The organism is Kribbella sp. (genome assembly GCF_035687465.1).
Taxonomy (GTDB): Bacteria; Actinomycetota; Actinomycetes; order Propionibacteriales; family Kribbellaceae; genus Kribbella.
Genome location: NZ_DASRXP010000203.1, coordinates 1 through 21,105, shown reverse-complemented (window position 1 = coordinate 21,105; position 21,105 = coordinate 1). Strand labels below are relative to the sequence as shown.

Below are 21,105 nucleotides of genomic sequence, written 5' to 3'. Positions count from 1 at the left end.
CAGCGTTGCGGCGTACTCGATGGGGAAGGGCGCATTGCTGGCGCTTGTCCGGGCGATGGCGGTGGATCACGCTGCTGACGGTATCCGGGTCAACGCGGTGTGCCCGGGGTCCGTGGATACCCCGATGTTGCGCACGTCGGCGGCGGAGTTCGGCGGTGGGCGAACGACTGACGAGGTGATCGCGGAGTGGGGTCGGTCGCATCCGCTGGGCCGGGTGGCGACGCCGGCCGAGGTTGCTGATGTCATTCACTTTCTCGCCTCACCGGCCGCCGCCTTCATGACCGGGGCGGATGTGAAGGTCGACGGTGGACTGACCGCCCAGCTGGCCGTCGTCCTGCCTGAAGACAACCGACTGCCGGAGGACAACCGATGAAGATCGTCGACATCCGGGCGACGACTGTGACAGTGCCGCTCGAGGCGCCCCTGCGGCACAGCAACGGTGCGCATTGGGGGCGGTTCGTCCGGACCGTGGTCGAGGTCGAGGCCGACAACGGGCTGATCGGCCTGGGGGAGATGGGCGGCGGCGGTCAGAGCGCCGAGGACGCCGTCACCGCGTTGAAGCCCTACCTGCTCGGCCACGATCCGGCCCGCACCGAGGCCCTGCGCTGGATGCTCGCGAACCCCACCGCGAGCCTCTACAACAACCGCACCCAGCTGCTCGCGGCGGTGGAGTTCGCCTGCCTGGACCTGCAGGGCCGCGCCCTCGGCGTACCGGTCCACGAGCTGCTAGGCGGCAAGGTTCGCGACCGGGTCCCGTTCGCCAGCTACCTGTTCTTCCGGCACCCGGCCGAGGACGGCACCGGGGAGATCCGGAGTGCAGAGCAGCTTGTCGACCACGCCCGCACCCTGGTCGCGCAGTACGGGTTCAGTGTGCACAAGCTCAAGGGCGGCGTCTTCCAGCCCGACTACGAGCGCGAGTGCTACCGAGCGTTGGCCCGCGCGTTCCCCGGGCACCGCTTCCGGTTCGATCCGAACGGCGCTTTCGGGGTCGAGGAGGCGATCCGGTTCGCCCGGGGCATCGAGGATCTCGACAACGACTATCTCGAGGACCCGACCTGGGGGATGAACGGGATGCGCCGGGTCCGCGAGAAGACCTCGATCCCGCTGGCCACCAACACGGTGGTGGTCAACTTCGAGCAACTCGCCGCGAACGTCCGTGATCCCGCGGTCGACGTGATCCTGCTGGACACCACGTTCTGGGGCGGAATCCGGGCCTGCATCAAGGCTGCCGGGGTCTGCGAGACCTTCCAGCTCGGCGTCGCCGTGCACTCGTCCGGAGAGCTCGGAATCCAGCTGGCCACCATGCTGCACCTCGGCGCCGTCGTACCGAACCTCTCCTTCGCGGCCGACGCGCACTATCACCATCTGCGCGACGACATCATTGCCGGGGGCAAGCTCCCGTATGCCGGCGGCGCGATCGCCGTACCGGACGGACCGGGCCTCGGCGTCGACCTGGATCGCGACAAACTCGCCGAGTACGCCGAGCTGTTCCGCGAACTCGGCCCCTATCCCTACGACCGCGATCCGGCCCGACCGGGCTGGTACCCGCTGCTGCCGAACACCGACTGGGCCGACCCCACCGAAGCCGACCACACCGAAGGAGGGCGATGACCGTCATTCCCCGCAGTGCGGATCTCGCCAGTGACGTACTGACCCACACCTACGACGACATGTTCAACCCACCAGGGCTGACCAATTTCCTCGGCGCCGTGCAGGTCGACCTCGACGTGTTCGCGCTGCGCAGCATCAACTTCCCGCCGTACTCGCACGGCGACACCATCACCGGTCAGCTGTATGTCGACGGTCGGTTGGCGCGCTCGTACGGTGGCCAGGTGGAGGTCGTCTGGCGCCCGGACCACGTGGTTCGTAGTACTCGGATCGAGGGCCTCTCGTTCCGCACTACCACCGCCTGCGCACCGGATCGGCCCGCTGTCGTCGTACAGCTCGAGGTCGAGGGCGAACCTGGTCGCGAGGTGCGGATCGGGTTGGCGTTGGCCAGTACCGCGACCCGATCGCCGAACGCCTGGCTGCGCCACATGCCTCCTTCGGAGCCGAACACGCTGACTGCTCTCGACGACCGGCCCGCGCTGATCGGCACCGGCGAGTCCGGCAGCGCGGTAAGCCTGCAAGGCCTCGACGTACCGGGGGAGATCCACGGTCAGTCGATGCTAGAGGCAACAATTACCCTCGACGCCGCGGGCAAGGGCCGGCTCGGCTACGCCAACGTCCTCGCGGGTACCTCGGCCGAGGCTGTCGCAAACTACGACACCTGTATCGCGGACGTATCTGCGGTCATCGCGGCGGCCGAACGCCAATGGGACAAGGCCTTGGCGGATGCGTTCGATCCGGACAGCGACGGCTTCAGTGGATCGCTCCCGGTGCTCGAGACCTCGAACGAGGCACTCCGGAAGCTCTATTGGTGGGGCGTTCTCGGCGTGGTGTGGTTCCGCCGGGACAACCCGGCCAGCATGATCGGCCGGGCCTACGACACCCTGATGCCACGGCACTGGCAGACCACCACCTTCATCTGGGACTACAGCCTGTCGTCGCTGACGCATGCGCTGCTCGACCCGGTGCCGATGCGGCGGCACATCGAGCACTGGATCGACCTCGACACCCATGCGCACTTCGGTACCGAGTGGCTCACGGGTGCCCCGGTCGGCCAGTGGTACTCGGTCAACGACTTCGCGATGACCAGGTTGGTGCGGGACTACGTGAGGTTCACCGGGGACGAGGAGTTCCTCGCAGTACAGGCTGGGCGGGACGCTGCACGCAAGCCGGTGGGCGAGCACTTGCTCGACTGGGCTACGGCGTGGCGCGGGCTGCGGGAGGACCACGCGCTCGCGGACTACGGCGGCATCGACAACCTGCTCGAGTGCGTCAGCAGCTACGTCCACGAGGTGGCCAGCTTCAACGCGGCGAACGTCTGGTGCCTGCGCGTCGCCGCCGAGGTCGCGGAGCGTTCAGGTTCTACCGATCGGGCCGAACTGTTGCGCAAGGAAGCTGACGAGCAGGCCGGGCACGTCAACGAGCTCTATGTCGAAGGCGCGGGGTTCTGGCACGCCCGTCAGCCGGACGGCACGCTGCTGCCGGTGCGGCACTGCTACGACTTCAACATCATCGGTACGACGATGGCGGCCGACCTGTCGGAGATCCAGCGGACAGAGATGGTCGAGTTCTTCCAGCGAGAACTGCAGACGCCGAACTGGATGCGAGCACTTTCCCCGTACGACGCGGATGCCGCGTTCAGCGTGCGCCCCGACCACCAGTGGAACGGCGCCTACCCGGCCTGGCCCGCAGATGCCGCACGGGCGTTGTTCGCGATGGGCCGGGGCGACGTGGCGCTGGACTGGTTGCCTGGCTTGGCGAAAACGGCGAACCAAGGACCGTGCGGTCAAGCCCACTTCGTCGAGGAGGCAGTGCCGGCGATGGCCGGTGGTGCACGCAAGGCGCCGGCGCAGTTCCCGTATCTGATCGACTGGGCGTGCTCGTCCTCAGGCGCCTGGGTGAGCCTGGTCCTGGAAGGAGTCTTCGGCCTCGAGATCGACCTCGACGGCACAGTCCACGCCAACCCCCAGGTCGCGGCCCTCGACCCCGACGCCCGCCTCAGCGGCCTCCGGGTAGGCCCCCACACCTACGACGTCAGCGCCACCGGAGTTGTCCGCAAAGAGCACTAGCCAGGTCCGGTACAGGCAAGACACCCCCCGCCACGGCGGCGAAAACCCGCCTGATCATTCGCCCCCTTTTCACCCTCCAGCTCAGAATCTGCCGTCACCGTGGGCAGTTGGCGAGGGTGAAAAGGGGGCGAATGATCAGGCGGGTTGCCGGGGCTGCCCCCTTGGGGTTGTTTTGCCTGTTAAGGGGTGGTGGCGATGGCTTCGAGGAGGGACTCTTCGGCGCCGGCGAGGTGGCGGCGGAGTTCGTCGACCGCCTCGTCGAGATCGCCCTTCTCCAGCAGGCGGACGAGCTTGCGATGGGAGGCGACCTGCTGCTTCGCGTCCTGCCGGAGAGCGTCCACCCGCGCGAGCGCCAGCCTGGCCTCGCCGGTGATCGAATCGGCGGTCGCGATCAGCCGCGCGCTCCCGGTGAGTGCCACCAGGCTCCGGTGGATGGCGAGGTGCGTCTCCGTCATCGCCTCCGGATCGGCGCCATCCTTGGCCGTCGCGGCGAACTCGCGCATCGCCAGCCGGACCCGCTCGCGCGCGGATTCGTCAGCGTCGTACCAGGCTTTGATCCCGGCGGACTCGAGCACGAACCGGGCCTGGCAGATGTCGGCCACCGCGGCCGGGTGCAGGATCGCCACGCTGACGCCCTTGTTCGGCTCGCGGACGGCCAGGCCTTCGGTGACCAGCAGGGTCATCGCCTCGCGGACGGTACTGCGGGCCACGCCGAGCGCCTCGGCGAGCGGTTGCTCGCGCAACGGCGTACCGGGTTCCAGGTCGCCGGCGAAGAGGGCGGAGCGGAGCGCGTCGACGACCCGGTCCACCGTGGTCGAGCGATCCACCCGCAGCCGTTCGTACATGGGGCGATTCTCGTCCAGTCAGGGTCCGTTGTCGCGGGCGGCCCGCCGGACGTCCCGCTCGGGGGTCGTGAGCTGTGGATAACCCGCCGCATGGTGAGCCGGTTTTCGGGCAGTCTGTTCCCTGACATCAGCGGCCGCCCTCTCCCCCTGCCGCGCCGGGAGAGCCGCTGATCTCGCGAGGAGGAAGCCGTGGAAGGTAAGGCCCTGCCGATCCTCTCCGCAGTCGGCTTCTTCCTGGTGCTGCCGCTGCTGATCGTGCTGGCGATGCTGGCCACCTCGCTCGGCAGTATCGGCAACGCCGCGGACTGCCGGCCGACCGAAACCGGGGGCAAGGCCTTCGGCTGGCCGACCGAGAAGCACGACCCTGTGCAGGGCTGGGACGACAACGGTCCGGACGTGCACCTCGGGCTCGACTACGACGTGGCCGAGGGCAAGCCGGTGCTGGCGGCCGAGGACGGCAAGGTCGTCAGCACCTCTGGTGAGTGGATCAAGATCGAGCACGCCGACGGGGTCGAGACCTGGTACCAGTTCTTCCAGACCAAGAGCGTGCGGGTCGGCGCCACGGTCACCCGCGGCCAGCAGATCGGTACGTCCGGCACCGGCACCGAGGCGGTGCCTGGCAAGAGCGGGGCGCACCTGCACTTCGAACTGCGGATCCGCGAGGGCGAGACGAGCGGCCCGCTGACGCCGCAGGACCCGACCGACGAGATCGGCGAGGACGCGCAGACCTCGACGGCGTCGGGGTGCGGTTGTGGTGGCGGCGGTGGCCCGCTGGTCGGCGGCAACAACCAGGAGAAGGCGTTCAACTTCTTCGTCCAGAACGGCTACACCCAGCAGCAGGCTGCCGGTGTGGTCGGCAACATGATCCACGAGTCGCAGGTCGAGCCGACGCTGAAGAACGGCGACGCCCCGGGAACCGTCACGCACACGGCGGAGGCGGCCGGCGGTGACCTCGCCTGGGGCATCGTGCAGTGGTACAAACCCTCGAAGATGATCAACCCGTCGCGGCAGGCGGGGATCGATGACGCGACGATCGAGACGCTGGCCTATCAGCTCGAGTTTCTGAGAAAACAGCTCGACGGCACCGGGGCGGCTGCGGAGAAGGCTGCCGGCGACGCGCTCCGGGCGGCGAGGACGGTCGACGACGCCGCGTTCGCGTTCGCGTTCAAGTTCGAGCGCTTCACCACGAACCCGAACGATCCCGAGTTCGGGGACCGAAAGGCCACGGCGCGGGAGGTGCTGGAGACCTACGGCGACGGTACCGCGGCCGGTGAGGCGGGCGAGGCTGGTGCAGCGGGTGCTTGTACGGGCATTGTCGCGACCGCGGCCGCTCTCGCCTGGCACTCTCCGGGCCGGCATGACGGTGTCGCCAAGACCCTGGCGACGGACGCCTACCAGCAGGCGATGGGGCAGTACACCAACATCAGCGACAACGACCAGAACCCGTACACCGACTGCGGCGTCTTCGTGGCCACCGTGATGCGGATGAGTGGCGCCGACCCCGACTATCCCGCCCGCAGTACGCCGGTGCAGGAGGAGTATCTGCGCACCTCGGGGAAGTACGAGGTGTTCGACGACATCAACGACCTCGATCAGTTGCAACCCGGCGACATCATGATCGGCCCGGGACACACCTTCCTCTACATCGGTCCGCAGGAGGGTGACGACGGGAACACCTATGCGGCGGCGTCCGCGTCGTGGAACGGCCACCCGCCGGAGTTCGAGCCCGCCTACATCAACGACAACGGCAAGCACTTCGCAGCCGCGCGGCTGAAGAAGTAGGGAGTGGACCGATGCTGATGCAGAAGAAGGGCTTGCTGATCGGTGGAGCCGTCGTCACCGTGCTGCTCGTGCTGCTGGGCGGCTCCCTCGCCTTCCGCGGCGGACCGGTGTCCGAAGTCACGGTGCGATCGATCCCGGAGGATCTGACGCTGACTCTCGACGGCCACCAGATCGCGGCGAACGGCACCGTGAAGGTCAAGGAGGGAAGCCACACCCTGGTGGCGGAGCGGGACGGCTTCGAGGGTTCCACCCAGACGGTGGAAGTGAGTGGGGGCGATCCGCTCCGCGTGAAGATGTACCTGTACGCGAACGGGGATGCCGGGCGTGAGTGGGTGAAGGAGCATCCCGACCAGGCCCTCGAGGCCGAGGGTGAGGCCGGCAAGAGGTTCGACGAGCTGGGCGAGCTGCTGGCAGCGAAGTACCCGATCATCCAGGAGTTGCCCTACATCGGCCCCGGCTTCAAGGTGACCTACGGCTCCTCCCAGGCGGAGCCGGACAACTCCGAGAAGATCGCGCTCTACATCAAACTGCTCCGGCCGGAGGGTAAGGCGAAGGCGCTGGAGTGGATGAAGGGTCACGGTTACGACCCTGCGCAGTACGAGCTGATCTACACCAAGTAACACCTTTCCCGGCTGTGTTGACGCGGCCCGGGGGCGCCCTGCACACTGACTGATTGTCGGACAATCAGGGGATCTGTCAATGACGGATCCAGCGTGTAAGGGGTGGTTCATGGGTCAGTCGCTGGGGTGGGGTCGCCGCTATCTGATGGTCCGCCCGGACCACTTCCGGGTCGACTACGTGATCAATCCGTACATGTCGACGCAGCAGCAGCCCGACCCCGAGCTCACCCTGCGCCAGTGGGAGTCACTGCGCCAGGCGATCATCGCCGCGGGCGGCGAGGTGGAAGTCCTGGAGCAGCGGTCGGACTCGCCGGACATGGTCTACGCGATGAACCTGGGCCTCGCGACCAGCGACGGCCGGGCCATGCTGTCGCACATGCGGTTCGAGCCGAGGCGCAAGGAGTCGCTGACAGCCGCGAACTGGTTCACCGCGCACGGCTTCGAGCTGAGCCGGACCGGTGGGGACGGGGTCGGCCCGCACTTCGAGTCCGGGGACGCCTTCGTGTTCGGTGACAGCCTGGTGGTCGGCTACGGGCCGCGCACCGAGGAGGACGCACTCAAGCACCTCGCGACCGGGTGGAACATCCGCGTCCGCGGCCTGCGCATCACCCACGAGGGTATGTACCACCTCGACCTGCCGTTCTGCCCGATCGACAGCACCCACGCGCTGGTCTACCCACCCGCCTTCGACGCGCCGAGCCAGGCAGAACTGGCCGGCATCGTCCCGGACCCGATCGTCCTCACCGACGAGGAGGCCTTCGCCTTCACCGCCAACTCCCTGGTGGTCAACGACACCATCATCATGCCGTCGTGTTCTCCCCGCCTCCGGGACATCCTGACCGATCTGAACCTCCAGGTCGTCGTCCTGGACCTCACCGAGTTCCACAAGGCGGGCGGCTCGGCCCGCTGCCTCACCAATCCCCTCGACTTCGACGTGACCCACCTCTCCTCCCCCGGCGGTCAGGTCGTCCTCCCGGCCGGGTTCACCAGGGTGACCGCACCGGCTAGCCTGCGGGCATGACCCCTGACGACGAGGTCCGCTTTCGCTCCGCGCTGGACGACATCCCGGCTTACAAGCCGGGCAAGCCCCCGGAGCGCACGGACGGGAAACCGACCTACAAGCTGTCCAGCAACGAGAACCCGCACCCGCCGCTGCCCGGAGTACTTGCTGCCGCCGCCAAGGCCGCCGGCAGCATGAACCGCTATCCGGACATGGGTGCTCCCGACCTCCTGGAAGCCCTGTCCGACCGCTTCGGCGTACCGGAGAGCGACCTTGCCATCGGCACCGGTTCGGTCGCGGTGCTCTATCACCTCCTGCAGGCGGTCTGCGGTCCGGACGACGAGGTCGTCTACGCCTGGCGCTCGTTCGAGGCCTACCCGATCGCGGTCCAGCTGACCGGCGCCACCTCGGTCCAGGTCCCGCTGACTGAGGAAGCGCGGCACGACTTCAAGGCGATGGAAGCCGCCCTGACCGACCGGACCCGCGTCGTCCTCATCTGTACGCCGAACAATCCCACCGGACCCGTCGTACGCCGGGACGAACTGCTCGCCTTCCTCGAGGTGGTCCCGCGCAACGTGCTCGTCGTGCTGGACGAGGCTTACCGCGAGTTCGTCCGCGAGCCCGACACCGTCGACGGCGTCGAGATCTACCGGGACCGGCCGAACGTCGTGGTACTGCGGACCTTCTCCAAGGCCTACGGCCTGGCGGGATTCCGGATCGGCTTCGCGATCGCGCATCCGCCGGTGGTCGCCGCGATCCGCAAGTGCGCGCTGCCGTTCGGAGTCAGTGAGATCGCCCAGGCGGCTGCGGTCGCCTCGCTGCAAGCTGAGGATGAACTGCTCGAGCGAGTGGAGGCGCTGGTGGTCGAGCGGACCAGGGTGGTCGACGAACTGCGCAAGGCCGGCTGGAACGTCCCGGAGACGCACGCCAACTTCGTTTGGATGCCGCTCGGCGACGAGACCGTTGCGTTCACCGAAGCCGTGCAGGCCGAGGGCGTCTCGGTGCGGCCGTTCCCAGGCGAAGGAGCCCGGGTGACCATTGGCGAACGCGAGGCCAACGACCTCTTCCTCGAGGTCGCCGCCGCCTGGCTGCAGTGAAGAAGCCGGTTCACGCGGTGCGGACCTGAAGATGAGGAACCTGGTCTGGATCTCCGGGGCTTCGTCCGGGATCGGCGCCGCGCTCGCTGCGGCGATCCCGTTCCCGGATGCCCGAGTGATCGACCTGTCGCGGCGTGGTGGCGTCGTGGAACACTTCCCGGCGGACCTGTCCGATCCGGCCGACTGGGTCCGGGTCGAGCAGCACTTCGCCTCCGAACTGGCCGGCTTCGAGGGCGATCGGGTCGTCTTCATCCACAACGCGGGCACGATCGTCCCGATCGGCCCCGCAGCGACTGTGGATCCCGAGGCCTACACCCGCGCAGTACTGCTGAACTCCGCGGCGCCGCAGGTCCTCGGACGCGCCTTCCTCCGCGCGGCAGCCGACCTGAACTGCGAGCGGCACCTGGTGATGCTGTCCTCAGGTGCCGCGACCAAGCCCTATCCAGGTTGGTCGCACTACAACGCCGGCAAGGCAGCAGTCGAACAGTGGGTCCGTACTACGGGCGCGGAGTCGAACGGTTGCAGGGTCATCGCCGTCGCGCCGGGAGTCGTCGACACCGCCATGCAGCACGAGATCCGCTCGGTCGACGAGCAGGCGTTCCCGGCCGTCGACCGCTTCCGCGAACTCCAGCGAACCGGCGGCCTGATCACCCCGGAGCAAGCCGCCCGCGGCATCTGGTCGCTCCTGGACCGCCCGCTCGCCAGCGGCACCACCCTCGACCTCCGGAGTCTGTGAAGCCAGGGCTGACCGCAGTGGGCACAGAGAAACGGCACCGGGAAGTAGTGAGGCTTGCTTCCCGATGCCGTTCCGATGGTGCATCCGGTTCAATCGCCCCACCGAGGCGACTGGGTCCGGGTCCTTACATCACTGACCAGGGAGGGTCAGTTGTTCTGCGCGGACTCCTGCTCGCAGGTCTTCAGCGAGTCGGTGGAGTTGCCGTCGTTGCCGAGGCCCAGAATGCCGGTGAGGTCGCTGATCGGCACGTTGCCGCCGACACCGTTGACCGGGACCTCGTTGTGGCAGACCTGGAACGGACCGACGTTGTTCTCGGAGACCGAGACCAGGCCGTCGTCACCAACGCGGTAGAACTTGCCCTTACCGTCGTTGTTCTGCTTGCTGTCCTGCTCGCAGGTCTTGACGGCGGTCGCGCTGTTGCCGTCGTTGAACAGGCCAACGATGCCCGTGATGTCAGTGACGGGCACGTTGCCGCCGACACCGTTGACCGGCACGAAGTTGTGGCAGGCCTGGAACGGACCGACGTTGTTGTCGTCGATGGCAACGAGGCTGCCGTTGTCCTTGACCCAGTACCACTTCTTGTCCTTGGCGTCGCCGTAGCCGCCCTTGCTGGCCAGCGAGGCCGCGTCAGCCAGGCCGCTGGTGGCCTTGGTGGCGTCGGTGGCGCCGGAGTCCGTGAGCATGTTCGCGGACACGACGGTGGCCAGGCCCAGCGTGGCAACGGTCGCCACTGCCGCTGCAGCGGCGATCTTGCGTGTTACCTGCATTATGCGAGGTTTCCTTTCGGGTTTGACGGATTCGTCTTAGTGGTAACGACGCCTGATGGGGGCGGTTACAAATTTCTTCGACGACTTTTCCGGTCCGGCAGGAATCACGCTCGGGCTGTAGCGGAACTGTGACAAATGTCGTTGACATGACAGGAAAACGGTCCTGACCAGGCAACTTGCGGATAACTGTACGGGCAGCGGACTCCGTTCGACCACACTGCGGAACCCATTGCCAGGACCCGTAACCGATCGCGAACTTCCTCGTTGTCTGATCGCGGGAGACGGATGGACCCGTTGATTCGATGGATATTTCGGCTGGCTCGGTGGCTGCCGAATGGCGATACCACGATGACGCGGAATGTCGTCGCACTATTGTCGGAGTTTCGCGCCGTGTTTTTTCGGGGCAGGGCGCGACCGGCAACTATGGACCCGCTGCCGCGCGCATCGGCAGCGGTGGGAGACCCGGGCACCCCATGGGAGCCCGGGTTCTTCCTTTTCCGCGGCCCGCTGGTTCCGGGTCTGGTCAGGCCCTGCGGCGGCGTTCGGCGCTGACCACCAGCGCGACGCCGAGGACGACGACCGCGCCGCCGAGCAGGATCTTCGGGGTGACGTGCTCGTCGAGGATCAGCCAGCCGAGGAACACCGCGACCACGGGGTTCACGTAGGCGTAGGTGCCGATCAACGAGATCGGGGCGTTGGCCAGCAGGTACGAGTAGGCGGAGTACGCGAGCAGCGAGCCGAACACGACCAGGTAGGCGAGGGCGATCCACCCCTTCGCCTCGACCTCTCCGAGGTGGAGCCGTCCGGGCTCACCGCGCAGTACGCCGATCAGGACCATCGCGGCACCGCCGATGGCCATCTCATAGAGAGTGGCCACGAGTGGGTCCTTCGGCAGACCCAGACGCGGGGAGAAGCGGGAGCCGACCGCCCAACTGATCGTGCCGAACACCAGGATGAGCACTGAGAGCGGCTTGGCGCTGGTGTCGCCACCGGAGAGCGCGAGCAGCGCGGCGCCGGCGAATCCGATCAGTACCCCGAGCCAGGTCAGCGCGCGGGGGCGTTCGCCGCTGCCGACCCGGAGCAGCATCAGCCACAGCGGGACCGCGGCGATCAGCAGGGCGGCGAGTCCGGAGGGCACGGTCTGTTCGGCGATCGCGACCGCGCCGTTGCCGAAGGCGAGAAGTAGGAGCCCGACGACCGCCGAGCCGAGCAGTTCCCGGCCGGTGACGCGCAGGCGCCCCGCGCCCGAGCGGAGCGCGAGGAATCCGGCCAGCAGGACAGCCGCGACCAGGAACCGGGCCGACATCCCGAGCATCGGCGGGATCTCCGCGTCCACCACCACCCGGATCGCCAGGTAGGTCGAGCCCCAGACCACGTAGACGACGGCCAGTGCCGACCAGATCATCGCTGCCGACGCCTGCCGGCTCCCGGTCTCGGGCAGTACTACGGGCGCGGGTGCGGCGGCCATCGATCATCCCCTCGGGCGTGTCATGGGCGTAATGCAAGAACGATGCTGACACTAGTCCTCTGAGCGATCCGGCCACAAGCAGTTATTCGGCCAGTGGACCGACCAGATCCAGCCACGAGGACAAAGAAGGAACGCGGTAGGGCAGAGGGGTGTGAGGCGAGGGGTGTTCATGCGGTGGACAGGCGGTGGCTACCGGAGCGGGTGAGGGTGTGCGGCAGGCCGTGACCGAGTGGTCCGGCATGTGTGAGGAGGAACGGATGCGCAGTGCAGGTGTCCTGATCAGCGGTCTTCTGGTCGCTGCCGCGGGTGTGTCCCCAGCCGTCGCGGTCGGTGGACAGCAGTTGGCGGAGGTGCATGCCGTCGCCGAGACGGCTCCCAACTGGGATGACGAAGCCGGCGGCGACGCCAACGCGGACGACCCGGCGATCTGGGTGCGGCCGGATCGGCCGTCGGCGAGCGTGGTCCTCGGGACGCTGAAGAACGGCGGCCTGACCGTGTTCGACCTCAGCGGGAAGGAACTCCAGCACATCGCGACGCCGCCGGCTCCCACGCCCGACGCCGAGGCCGGCCGGTTCAACAACGTGGACCTCGTCACCGGTACGTCCGTCGACGGCCGGCGCCGGGATCTCGCCGTCGTCACCGACCGAGGCCTCGACAAGCTCCGCGTGTACTCCGTGGACCAGCGCGGCGCCGACGCCGGCGGCAAGGTGCTCACCGACCTCACCAGCCCGGCCGCGCCGCTCGTCTTCAGCAAGAGCGCCGACGAGGTGCAGGACCAGCGCACGGCGTACGGCGTGGCCACCCTCCAGCTGGGCGGGCAGACGATCGTCGCCGTCACCCGTCGCAGCGAGACCCGGATCGGCCTGTTCCGCCTGATCCCGGACGGGCACGGCAAGATCAGCTACCGCCCGATCCGCACCCTCGATTTTCCCGCCACTTTCCGGCTCCGCGACGGCAAGACCTGGTCGCCGTGCGAGGAGCCGGGCGACCGCCCGCAGTTCGAGGGCATGGTCTTCGACCGGACAACGGCGACCCTGTACGCCGCCCAGGAGGATGTCGGCATCTGGCGCGTTCCCCTGGTCGGCCGGTCCGAGTTGGTCGAGAAGGTTCGCGAATTCGGCGGGCCTGCGGCGTACGACCCGGAGACCGAGGAGTGCGCTCCGACCGGACCGGCCGGCCCCGACGCCGGGAAGCACCTCAGCGCGGACGCTGAAGGCCTCACGATCGCCTACAAGCACGGCGTACGGACTCTGTACGCGTCGAGCCAAGGTGACTCCACCTTCGCCGCCTATCGCGTCGATGCGCACGGCCTGAGCTACCGCGCCGGGTTCCGGATCAGCGACGGATCGGCGGCGGACGGCGTACAGCACAGTGATGGAGCCGCGGTCACCACTCAGCCGCTGGGAGCACGGTTCCCGCACGGGTTGCTCGCTGTGCATGACGGTGAGAACACACCCGGTGACGGCGAGCGGGAGGGGACCAATTTCAAACTGGTCCGGCTCGAGCAGGTGCCCTAATCGGTACGGAGCTGTGACACATATCGCTTGGATCTCATGGCCGGTGTCATAACGCCAGGAATCAGGCGCGGCCACGAGGGTTGGGGCGACCACTGGGTGGACTGGTGTCTCAGCTTGAGACGGGTCCCGGTACCGGCGTACAAGTCCGCGTCCAGACAGTTAGCGGATCAGTAACGCTCTGGGTACGGTGTCCGGCAAGATGGGCAGTGATACCAGTGAGGAGGTTCACTGCCTAGCAGTGTGCATCAACCCTGGATCCACGCGGTCCTGCCTGCGAAGCCTCACCCGGCTGGTTGGGCCGGGACCCGTGCAACGTTGCGGTCGCGGCGATCCCGCGCTCGAACCCGAGGAGTGCATGTGAGTGAGTCGGTGCCGGGCATTGCCCCGGAAGTGTTCGCGCCCGTCGAGGCGCCGGTCAGTCCCCCACAGGCCTCCGAGGAGGTCGAGTTCGTCCAGTTGCTGACGCCCGAAGGTGAGCGCGTCGAGCACCCGGACTACTCGTTCGACCTCGATGACGAGGTGATCAAGGGGTTCTACCGGGATATGACGCTGGTCCGCCGGATCGATACCGAGGCGACCGCGCTGCAGCGCCAGGGTGAGCTCGGCATCTGGGCCTCCCTGCTCGGTCAGGAGGCCGCGCAGATCGGCTCCGGCCGCGCGCTGAACAAGAAGGACATGGTCTTCCCGACCTACCGCGAGCACGGCGTCGCGTGGTGCCAGGGCGTGGACCCGCTCAATCTGCTCGGCCTGTTCCGTGGCGTCGACCAGGGCGCCTGGGACCCGCGGGACAACAACTTCCACCTGTACACGATCGTGATCGGCGCCCAGACGCTGCACGCCACCGGGTATGCGATGGGCCAGCAGCGCGACCACGCGGTCGGCGACCCCGACAACGGCGAGGCCACCATCGCCTACTTCGGCGACGGCGCCAGCAGCCAGGGTGACGTGAACGAGGCCTTCATCTACGCCTCGGTGTTCAACGCCCCGGTCGTCTTCTTCTGCCAGAACAACCAGTGGGCGATCTCCGAGCCGATCGACCGGCAGACCCGGATCCCGCTGTACCAGCGCGCCGCCGGCTTCGGCTTCCCCGGCGTGCGGGTCGACGGCAACGACGTACTCGCCACCTATGCGGTCACCCAGCAGGCGCTCAAGCGGGCCCGCGAGGGCAGCGGCCCGACGCTGGTCGAGGCCTACACCTACCGGATGGGCGCGCACACCACCTCCGACGACCCGACCAAGTACCGGCTGTCCGAGGACCTGGAGTACTGGAAGCTCAAGGATCCGATCGAGCGGGTGAAGGCGTACCTGGCCCGCGAGTCCGGGGTCGCCCACGAGTTCTTCGACCAGATCGAGGCCGAGGCGGACGAGATCGCCGCCCGGCTCCGCGAGGGCTGTCTGTCGATGCCCGACCCGACGCTGACCGACTTCTTCCAGCACGCGTACGTCGACCAGACCCCGCAACTGGTGGAGCAGCAGGCGCAGTACGCCGCCTATGCGGCCTCTTTTGAAGGGGAGCACTGAGATGGCGAAGATCAGCCTTGGCAAGGGCATCAACATGGGCCTGCGCGCGGCGATGGAGAACGATCCCAAGGTCATCATCATGGGCGAGGACATCGGCAAGCTCGGCGGGGTCTTCCGGGTCACCGAGGGTCTGCAGAAGGACTTCGGCGAGGACCGGGTGATCGACACCCCGCTGGCCGAGTCCGGCATCATCGGCACCGCGGTCGGCCTCGCGCTGCGCGGCTACCGGCCGGTCTGCGAGATCCAGTTCGACGGGTTCGTCTTCCCGGCGTACGACCAGATCATCAACCAGGTCGCCAAGATGCACTACCGGTCGATGGGCAAGCTGACGATGCCGATCGTGATCCGGATCCCGTTCGGCGGCGGCATCGGCGCGGTCGAGCACCACTCGGAGTCCCCGGAGACGCTGTTCGCGCACGTGGCCGGCCTCAAGGTGGTCGCCTGCAGCGATCCTGTCGACGCCTACTGGATGATCCAGCAGGCCATCTCCGGCGACGACCCGGTGGTGTTCTTCGAGCCGAAGCGCCGCTACCACGAGAAGGCGGAGCTGGACGAGAACACGCCCCCGGCGTACCCGCTGCACCAGGCCAAGGTGGTCCGCGAGGGCACCGACGCCACGCTGTTCTGCTACGGCCCGATGGTGAAGACCTGCCTGCAGGCGGCCGAGGCCGCCCTCGAGGACGGTCGCAATCTGGAGGTCGTGGACCTGCGGTCGATCGCGCCGCTGGACCTGCCGACCATCTTCGCCTCGGTGAAGAAGACCCGCCGCGCGGTCGTGGTGCACGAGGCGCCGCTGTCCCTCGGCCCGGGCTCCGAGCTCGCCGCCCGGGTGACCGAGGAATGCTTCTACCACCTGGAAGCGCCCGTCCTGCGGGTCGCCGGGTACGACACCCCCTACCCGCCCTCGCGGATGGAGGAGGAGTACCTGCCCGACCTGGACCGGGTGCTCGAAGGTGTCGACCGGGTGATGGGGTACTGATGGGGATCCAGCAGTTCCGCCTCCCGGATGTGGGAGAAGGCCTGGTCGAGGCCGAGATCGTCAGCTGGAAGGTCAAGGTCGGCGACACGGTCAAGCTGAACGACACCATCGTCGAGATCGAGACCGCCAAGTCGCTGGTCGAGCTGCCGGTGCCGTTCGCCGGCGTGGTCACCGAACTCCTGGTGGCCGAGGGCGAGACGGTCGATGTCGGCACGCCGATCATCTCGGTGCAGACCGCCGAAGCCACGCCAGGCGACCTCGCTCCTTCGGCCGCTGGCACTGGCGCCGAAGACATGGTCCCGTCGCTCCCCGACGGCGAGGAGATCGAAGCCGGCAAGATCGGCGGCGCAGCCCCTGGCGGCCGCACCGCAGTACTCGTCGGCTACGGCCCCAAAACCACCGAACCCAAACGCCGCCCCCGCAAGGGCGGTTCTCCGGTGGCGGCACAACCTGAAGTCGTACCAGCGCCGGTAGTCGCCGCACCAGAACCTTCTGTTGCCAAGAGCAATGAAATTTCAGGATCCGTGCATGTGCTGGCGAAGCCGCCGGTGCGGAAGTTGGCCAAGGATCTGGGGGTTGAGCTTGCGGCGGTGACTGCTAGCGGGCCTGGTGGGGTTATCACCAGGGCTGATGTCGAGGGGTATTCGGCGCCGCCGGTGAGTGCGGCTGGTCATATTGCTGCGGCAGCTCCGGTGGCTTCGGGGCTGGGTGATACCAGGATTCCGATCAAGGGTGTGCAGAAGGTGATGGCTCAGGCGATGGTGGCCAGTGCCTTCACCGCTCCGCATGTGACCGAGTGGATCACCGTCGACGTCAGCGCCACGATGGACCTGGTCGAGCGGCTGAAGAACGACAAGGCGTTCCGCGACCTCCGGGTCTCACCGCTGCTGATCGTGGCGAAGGCAGTCACGCTGGCGGCCCGCCGTACGCCGATCATCAACGCGGCGTGGGACGAGGCCGCACAGGAGATCGTGCTCAAGGGCTCGGTCAACCTCGGCATCGCCGCGGCCACTCCGCGCGGGCTGATCGTGCCGAACATCAAGGGCGCGGAGTCGCTCACGCTGCCCGACCTGTGTGCGGCGCTGAACAACCTGGTCGCGGTAGCCCGTGAGGGCAAGACCCAGCCGGCCGACCAGGCGGGTGGTTCGTTCACGATCACCAACGTGGGCGTGTTCGGGGTCGACGCCGGGACGCCGATCATCAACCCGGGTGAAGCCGCGATCCTCGCGTTCGGCGCGGTCCGCAAGCAGCCGTGGGTGGTGGACGACGAGATCGTGCCCCGCTGGATCACCACCCTGGCGCTGTCCTTCGACCACCGCCTGATCGACGGCGAGAAGGGCTCCACCTTCCTCGCCGACGTAGCCGCCATCCTCGAGGACCCCGCCCGAGCCTTGATGTTCTGACCTACCGCTTCAACGGACAGCCCGGGCGAGACCATCGCCCGGGCTTTCTTGCGTCCACCCCTAGGAACTCGGTGGTGGGGGCGTCGGGGCTGGGGGAGGGTGGTCGGGTGGGTGTCTTGGTTGCGGTGCTCGGGGCGGCGGTGCTGCATGCGGTTTGGAATGCGGTGGCGCATGCGGTTCCGGATCGGGCGGGCGGATTCGCCCTCCTCGCGTTGTCGTCCGGGGTGTGTGGATCCGTCGCGGTTGCGGTGACGGGATTGCCGCCCGCCCACGCATGGCCGTACATCATCGCCTCGGTATTACTTCACCTCGCGTACTACGGCGGCCTGCTGGCGTCGTACCAGCTCGGGCAGTTCAGCCAGGTCTATCCGCTCGCGCGCGGGACCTCGCCCTGGGTGGTTGCCGTGGTGGCGATCGTGGTGCTGCACCAGCGACCCGTGCCCTTGGAACTAGCCGGAGTACTGCTGATCTCGGCCGGGCTGATCGGGCTCGTACTGGTCGGCGGGCGTCCCTCACGGCGACAGGCCCCGGCCCTGCTTGCCGCGTTCGGGACCGGGCTGATGATCGCGGCGTACACCGTGGTCGATGGAGTCGCGGTCCACAAGATCGACCTGGCGACGTACATCGGCTGGGTCTTCATGCTGCAAGGGTTCATCGTGCCGCTGCTAGTCCTGTGGTGGCGCGGTCCGGGCTTCCTCCGGCAAGACAGGAGTGCGATGTACGCCGGACTCGGTGGCGGCCTGGTTTCGCTAGCGGCGTACGGACTGGTGCTCTGGGCGCAGACGCGCGGCACGCTGGCGTCGATCGCCGCGTTGCGGGAGACCAGCATCATCTTCGGCGCGATCATCGGCGCGCTCTTCTTCGGAGAACGCTTCGGCCCGAAACGCGCGCTCGCCGGGAGCGTGGTCGTCGCCGGGATCGTCCTGATCAACCTGGCGTAGCGACGGGGCCCGAAAAGGGAGACAGGGGGTCCCGGGCGGGGGACCCCCTGGCTCAGTTCCTGATCACCAGAAGCGCTTGACGGCGTCCAGTGAGTCGGCGATGCCTTCACCGTAGAAGGCGTTGTTGGCGGTGGTGCCGGTGCACCGTGCATCCGGGGTGGTGGTCGGGCACGCGGTGTCGTCAGCCTGCTGGCGCAGCGCCTTCTCCAGGTCGCGCGGACCCCACCACGGGTGGGTCGACTTCATCAGTGCGGCGACACCCGCGACGTGCGGCGACGCCATCGAGGTGCCGCTCATGGTGCCGTAGCCGCCACCTGGCAGCGTCGACAGGATGCTGCTGCCCGGAGCCGCGACGTCGATCTTGTTCAGGCCGAAGTTCGAGAAGCTGCTCCGGGCCTTCGTCTGGGTGGTGCTCGCCACCGTGATCACGCCGGGGAGCTCGGTCGGCATGTCCAGGCAGCCGTTGTTGATCGGCCGGGTCACCGGGGTGGTGTCGTTCGGGCTGCTGTCGTCCGTGGTCTTGTTGGCCAGGTCGTAGTTCGCGTTACCGGCGGCCGCGACCGAGAGGACGCCGCGCTTGCTGGCGAAGTCGTAGGCCCGGCGGACCGACTCCTGGACCGCGCCCTGGTCGCCGTTGTCCTTGCACCAGAATTCCCACGGGTCGATGAAGTAGCTGTGGTTCGTGACGTCCATGTGGTGCTCGGCCGCCCAGATGATCCCGCAGATCGAGTACTCCGGGTAGATGAACCCGTCGTCGTTCACGACCTTCACCGAGGCGATCTTCACGCCCGGCGCGACCCCGACGATGCCGATGCCGTTGCGGGCAGCGGCGATCGTGCCGGCCACGTGGGTGCCGTGGCTGCTGGTGGTCGGCCGCCACGCGCCCGGGGTGGTGTCCGGGACGCCGTTGCCGACACAGTTCACCGAGTTCTTCGCGTCGAAGTTCGGCGCGAGGTCCGGGTGGGTGTCGTCGACGCCGCTGTCGTTGACGCCGACGAGGACGCGGCGCGAGCCGTCGGTGATCTTGTGGGCCTGGTCCGCCTTGATCTGGACCATGTCCCACTGCTTGGCCTCGTCCGGATCCGGGGCCACAGTGGCCTCACCCGCGGCGAGGCCCTTGGTCTGGGCGGTCTTCGCGGTGGAACCGACCGGGCCTTCGCTGACGGCAGCGGTCCGGGTGGCGCCGACCGACTGGACCTCCCGGCCGTTCTTGCCGGCGCGGACGTCGGTGCGGAAGGCGGAGTTCGTCGACTGGGCGATGACTACGCCGATCTGGCTGTACGACTCCACGACGGTGCCGCCGGCCGCCTCGACGGCCTTCTCGACCTTCTTCACGTGGGACTTGTCGGCCTTCGTGTTCACCACGTAGTTCATCAGCAGGCCTGGCTCGGCCGCGGCGGTTGAGGACGCTGCGGGCGCGGCCGGGGCGGCCTGGGCGGATGTAGCGGCGCCGACGGCTGTGATGGCGAGCGCCGTCACGGCCAGGCCGGCACTGAGCCGACGGGTACGGGAGCTTCGGGACACACTCTCTCCTCGGGAACTGGCGATGGGACGGGAACGCTGCACGCGACTCTAGAGGTCAATCCGCCGCCGGTCGTCCCGAACCCCGAGACACACGGGAAACCCTGCAGCCGCTGTCACTCAAAGTCCCCACCCTCACCCAGAGCAACCACCCCCAGTACTACGAACGCCCAGGTGCGGTCACTGGGTCGTGTCCTGGAGCTTCTGGCGGACCTCTTCGGCGAGGGGGTGGTGCATGCTGTCGAGGATGTCGAGCGCTCGGGTCCACTCGGGGATCGCCTCGGGCAGGCGGCCGGCGGCCAGCAGCGCGTCGCCGAGCCGGCTCCGCACCAGCCCTTCGTAGTACCGGTCGCCGTTGCGCAGGTAGAGCTCGGCCGACCGGCGGTACTCGGTCGCGGCATCGTCGGGCCGGTTGTTGAGCAGTGCGATGTACGCCAGGCTGTCCAGGGTCGCCGCCACGTTGGCGACATCGTTCAACGGTTCCAGCCGCTGCAACGCCTCTTGGCAGTAGGACGTCGCCTCCTCGTACCGCTCGAGAAGCGCCAGCTCCCAGCCGACCGAGTTGAGGCAGTTGGCGATGCCGAGCTCGTAGCCGATCGACCTGTAGAGCTCCAGAGCACGCATGCTGTACGTCAGCGCCTCCTCGTACCGTCCCATCCGCGTGGAGGCATCGCCCAACTGCCGGTTTCCGAGTGCCTCGCCCGACAGATCACCGACCTCCTGTGCACGCGCCACGGTCAGCCGGGCCCAGTCCATGGCCTCATCGAGGTTGTTCAGCCGGACGTTGGACGCGCTCAGCCCGCGCAGCGCTCGCATCTCGGCCGCCGGGTCGCCCACCGACCTCGTTGCCGCGTACGCGAGCCGCATGACTTCGAGCCACTCCTGCCAATGCCCGCGGTAGTTCAGGTAGCCGTTCAGGAAGTCCGCGAACTGGTAGGCATACAGCTCGTCCTCGCGGTCGCCGGCGACCGTCTTGGTGACGGCGAGCAGGACCTGCCGCTCGGCATCGAGCCAGGCGTAGGCCGCCGGCTCGTCGTCCAGAGGCTGCATCGGAACCGAGGGATGCCTGGGCGTCGCCGTGAGGTCCCCGTACAGCTCGAGCCTTCTGGCGGCGGCCTCGCCAGTCAGCAAGTAGTGGTCCAAGACCCGCTCGTACGCCGTTCGGTCCGCCGGCTGGGGATCGTCCTGGGCCAGCTCCATGGCGTAGACGTGGAGTAGGTCATGCAAGGTG

General features: G+C 67.9%; 18 protein-coding genes. 13 read left to right on the top strand and 5 right to left on the bottom strand.

Annotation, left to right across the window (positions count from 1 at the left end; genetic code table 11):
- From VFG33_RS10235 to VFG33_RS10225, 3 genes are all read left to right on the top strand, one after another.
- Positions 1-373, top strand: a 373-nt coding sequence (locus VFG33_RS10235) for an SDR family oxidoreductase (RefSeq protein ID WP_325024855.1), incomplete at its 5' end; no start/stop codon positions are given.
- A complete protein-coding gene (locus VFG33_RS10230; protein ID WP_325024853.1) occupies positions 370-1,611 on the top strand; it encodes an enolase C-terminal domain-like protein in 1,242 nt (413 codons plus the stop codon). The genes VFG33_RS10235 and VFG33_RS10230, both read left to right, overlap by 4 nt.
- The gene (locus tag VFG33_RS10225; protein WP_325024851.1) at positions 1,608-3,677 is read left to right on the top strand and encodes a glucosidase family protein; all 2,070 of its coding nucleotides are present in this window, start codon (positions 1,608-1,610) and stop codon (positions 3,675-3,677) included. The genes VFG33_RS10230 and VFG33_RS10225 overlap by 4 nt, the downstream gene beginning before the upstream one ends.
- A gap of 179 nt (positions 3,678-3,856) precedes the next feature.
- Here the strand turns inward: VFG33_RS10225 and VFG33_RS10220 are convergent, their stop codons facing one another.
- A complete protein-coding gene (locus VFG33_RS10220) occupies positions 3,857-4,522 on the bottom strand; it encodes a GntR family transcriptional regulator (RefSeq protein ID WP_325024849.1) in 666 nt (221 codons plus the stop codon).
- A 189-nt stretch (positions 4,523-4,711) separates the two neighbouring features.
- On the opposite strand from VFG33_RS10220, the gene VFG33_RS10215 reads away from it, so the two are divergent.
- From VFG33_RS10215 to VFG33_RS10195, 5 genes are all read left to right on the top strand, one after another.
- Positions 4,712-6,304: a phage tail tip lysozyme gene (locus VFG33_RS10215; protein ID WP_325024846.1), complete on the top strand. Its 1,593-nt coding sequence runs from the start codon at positions 4,712-4,714 to the stop codon at positions 6,302-6,304.
- 11 nt (positions 6,305-6,315) lie between these two features.
- The gene (locus VFG33_RS10210) at positions 6,316-6,924 is read left to right on the top strand and encodes a PEGA domain-containing protein (protein ID WP_325024843.1); all 609 of its coding nucleotides are present in this window, start codon (positions 6,316-6,318) and stop codon (positions 6,922-6,924) included.
- A gap of 109 nt (positions 6,925-7,033) precedes the next feature.
- The gene (locus VFG33_RS10205; RefSeq protein WP_325024841.1) at positions 7,034-7,945 is read left to right on the top strand and encodes a dimethylarginine dimethylaminohydrolase family protein; all 912 of its coding nucleotides are present in this window, start codon (positions 7,034-7,036) and stop codon (positions 7,943-7,945) included.
- A complete protein-coding gene (gene hisC, locus VFG33_RS10200) occupies positions 7,942-9,021 on the top strand; it encodes a histidinol-phosphate transaminase (protein WP_325024839.1) in 1,080 nt (359 codons plus the stop codon). Before VFG33_RS10205 ends, hisC begins: the two co-directional genes overlap by 4 nt.
- A gap of 31 nt (positions 9,022-9,052) precedes the next feature.
- A complete protein-coding gene (locus VFG33_RS10195) occupies positions 9,053-9,757 on the top strand; it encodes an SDR family NAD(P)-dependent oxidoreductase (RefSeq protein ID WP_325024837.1) in 705 nt (234 codons plus the stop codon).
- A 146-nt stretch (positions 9,758-9,903) separates the two neighbouring features.
- On the opposite strand, the gene VFG33_RS10190 is transcribed toward VFG33_RS10195, so the two are convergent.
- Together VFG33_RS10190 and VFG33_RS10185 are read right to left on the bottom strand one after the other, a co-directional pair.
- Complete coding sequence (locus VFG33_RS10190) at positions 9,904-10,524, bottom strand: hypothetical protein (RefSeq protein WP_325024835.1); 621 nt, start codon at positions 10,522-10,524, stop codon at positions 9,904-9,906.
- Positions 10,525-11,047: 523 nt separating this feature from the next.
- Positions 11,048-11,992 (bottom strand): EamA family transporter, encoded by a 945-nt coding sequence (locus VFG33_RS10185; RefSeq protein WP_325024832.1) that lies wholly within the window; start codon positions 11,990-11,992, stop codon positions 11,048-11,050.
- A 257-nt stretch (positions 11,993-12,249) separates the two neighbouring features.
- Between VFG33_RS10185 and VFG33_RS10180 the strand changes: the two genes are divergently transcribed.
- From VFG33_RS10180 to VFG33_RS10160, 5 genes are all read left to right on the top strand, one after another.
- Entirely contained in the window at positions 12,250-13,509 is a 1,260-nt protein-coding gene (locus VFG33_RS10180) for a phytase (protein WP_325024830.1), read from the top strand.
- Positions 13,510-13,866: 357 nt separating this feature from the next.
- Positions 13,867-15,030 (top strand): pyruvate dehydrogenase (acetyl-transferring) E1 component subunit alpha, encoded by a 1,164-nt coding sequence (gene pdhA / locus VFG33_RS10175; RefSeq protein WP_325024828.1) that lies wholly within the window; start codon positions 13,867-13,869, stop codon positions 15,028-15,030.
- Between the two features lies 1 nt (position 15,031).
- Complete coding sequence (locus VFG33_RS10170; protein WP_325024826.1) at positions 15,032-16,009, top strand: alpha-ketoacid dehydrogenase subunit beta; 978 nt, start codon at positions 15,032-15,034, stop codon at positions 16,007-16,009.
- Positions 16,009-17,412, top strand: a complete 1,404-nt coding sequence (locus VFG33_RS10165; protein ID WP_325024824.1) for a dihydrolipoamide acetyltransferase family protein — start codon at positions 16,009-16,011, stop codon at positions 17,410-17,412. Before VFG33_RS10170 ends, VFG33_RS10165 begins: the two co-directional genes overlap by 1 nt.
- Positions 17,413-17,519: 107 nt before the next feature.
- Positions 17,520-18,353 carry a DMT family transporter gene (locus VFG33_RS10160; RefSeq protein WP_325024822.1) on the top strand — a complete coding sequence of 278 codons (834 nt, stop codon included), beginning with the start codon at positions 17,520-17,522 and terminating at the stop codon, positions 18,351-18,353.
- A gap of 63 nt (positions 18,354-18,416) precedes the next feature.
- On the opposite strand, the gene VFG33_RS10155 is transcribed toward VFG33_RS10160, so the two are convergent.
- Both VFG33_RS10155 and VFG33_RS10150 read right to left on the bottom strand, forming a co-directional pair.
- The gene (locus VFG33_RS10155) at positions 18,417-19,877 is read right to left on the bottom strand and encodes a S8 family peptidase (protein ID WP_325024820.1); all 1,461 of its coding nucleotides are present in this window, start codon (positions 19,875-19,877) and stop codon (positions 18,417-18,419) included.
- 177 nt (positions 19,878-20,054) lie between these two features.
- Positions 20,055-21,105 (bottom strand): tetratricopeptide repeat protein (locus tag VFG33_RS10150; protein WP_325024818.1); only part of this gene is annotated, 1,051 nt, incomplete at its 5' end.

What these genes read in the sequence shown, in the direction of transcription:
- VFG33_RS10230 (WP_325024853.1), top strand. Translation starts at nt 370, where the DNA reads ATGAAGATCGTCGACATCCGGGCGACGACTGTGACAGTGCCGCTCGAG.
- VFG33_RS10225 (WP_325024851.1), top strand. Translation starts at nt 1,608, where the DNA reads ATGACCGTCATTCCCCGCAGTGCGGATCTCGCCAGTGACGTACTGACC.
- VFG33_RS10220 (WP_325024849.1), bottom strand. Translation starts at nt 4,522, where the DNA reads ATGTACGAACGGCTGCGGGTGGATCGCTCGACCACGGTGGACCGGGTC.
- VFG33_RS10210 (WP_325024843.1), top strand. Translation starts at nt 6,316, where the DNA reads ATGCTGATGCAGAAGAAGGGCTTGCTGATCGGTGGAGCCGTCGTCACC.
- VFG33_RS10205 (WP_325024841.1), top strand. Translation starts at nt 7,034, where the DNA reads ATGGGTCAGTCGCTGGGGTGGGGTCGCCGCTATCTGATGGTCCGCCCG.
- hisC (WP_325024839.1), top strand. Translation starts at nt 7,942, where the DNA reads ATGACCCCTGACGACGAGGTCCGCTTTCGCTCCGCGCTGGACGACATC.
- VFG33_RS10195 (WP_325024837.1), top strand. Translation starts at nt 9,053, where the DNA reads ATGAGGAACCTGGTCTGGATCTCCGGGGCTTCGTCCGGGATCGGCGCC.
- VFG33_RS10190 (WP_325024835.1), bottom strand. Translation starts at nt 10,524, where the DNA reads ATGCAGGTAACACGCAAGATCGCCGCTGCAGCGGCAGTGGCGACCGTT.
- VFG33_RS10185 (WP_325024832.1), bottom strand. Translation starts at nt 11,992, where the DNA reads ATGGCCGCCGCACCCGCGCCCGTAGTACTGCCCGAGACCGGGAGCCGG.
- VFG33_RS10180 (WP_325024830.1), top strand. Translation starts at nt 12,250, where the DNA reads ATGCGCAGTGCAGGTGTCCTGATCAGCGGTCTTCTGGTCGCTGCCGCG.
- VFG33_RS10170 (WP_325024826.1), top strand. Translation starts at nt 15,032, where the DNA reads ATGGCGAAGATCAGCCTTGGCAAGGGCATCAACATGGGCCTGCGCGCG.
- VFG33_RS10165 (WP_325024824.1), top strand. Translation starts at nt 16,009, where the DNA reads ATGGGGATCCAGCAGTTCCGCCTCCCGGATGTGGGAGAAGGCCTGGTC.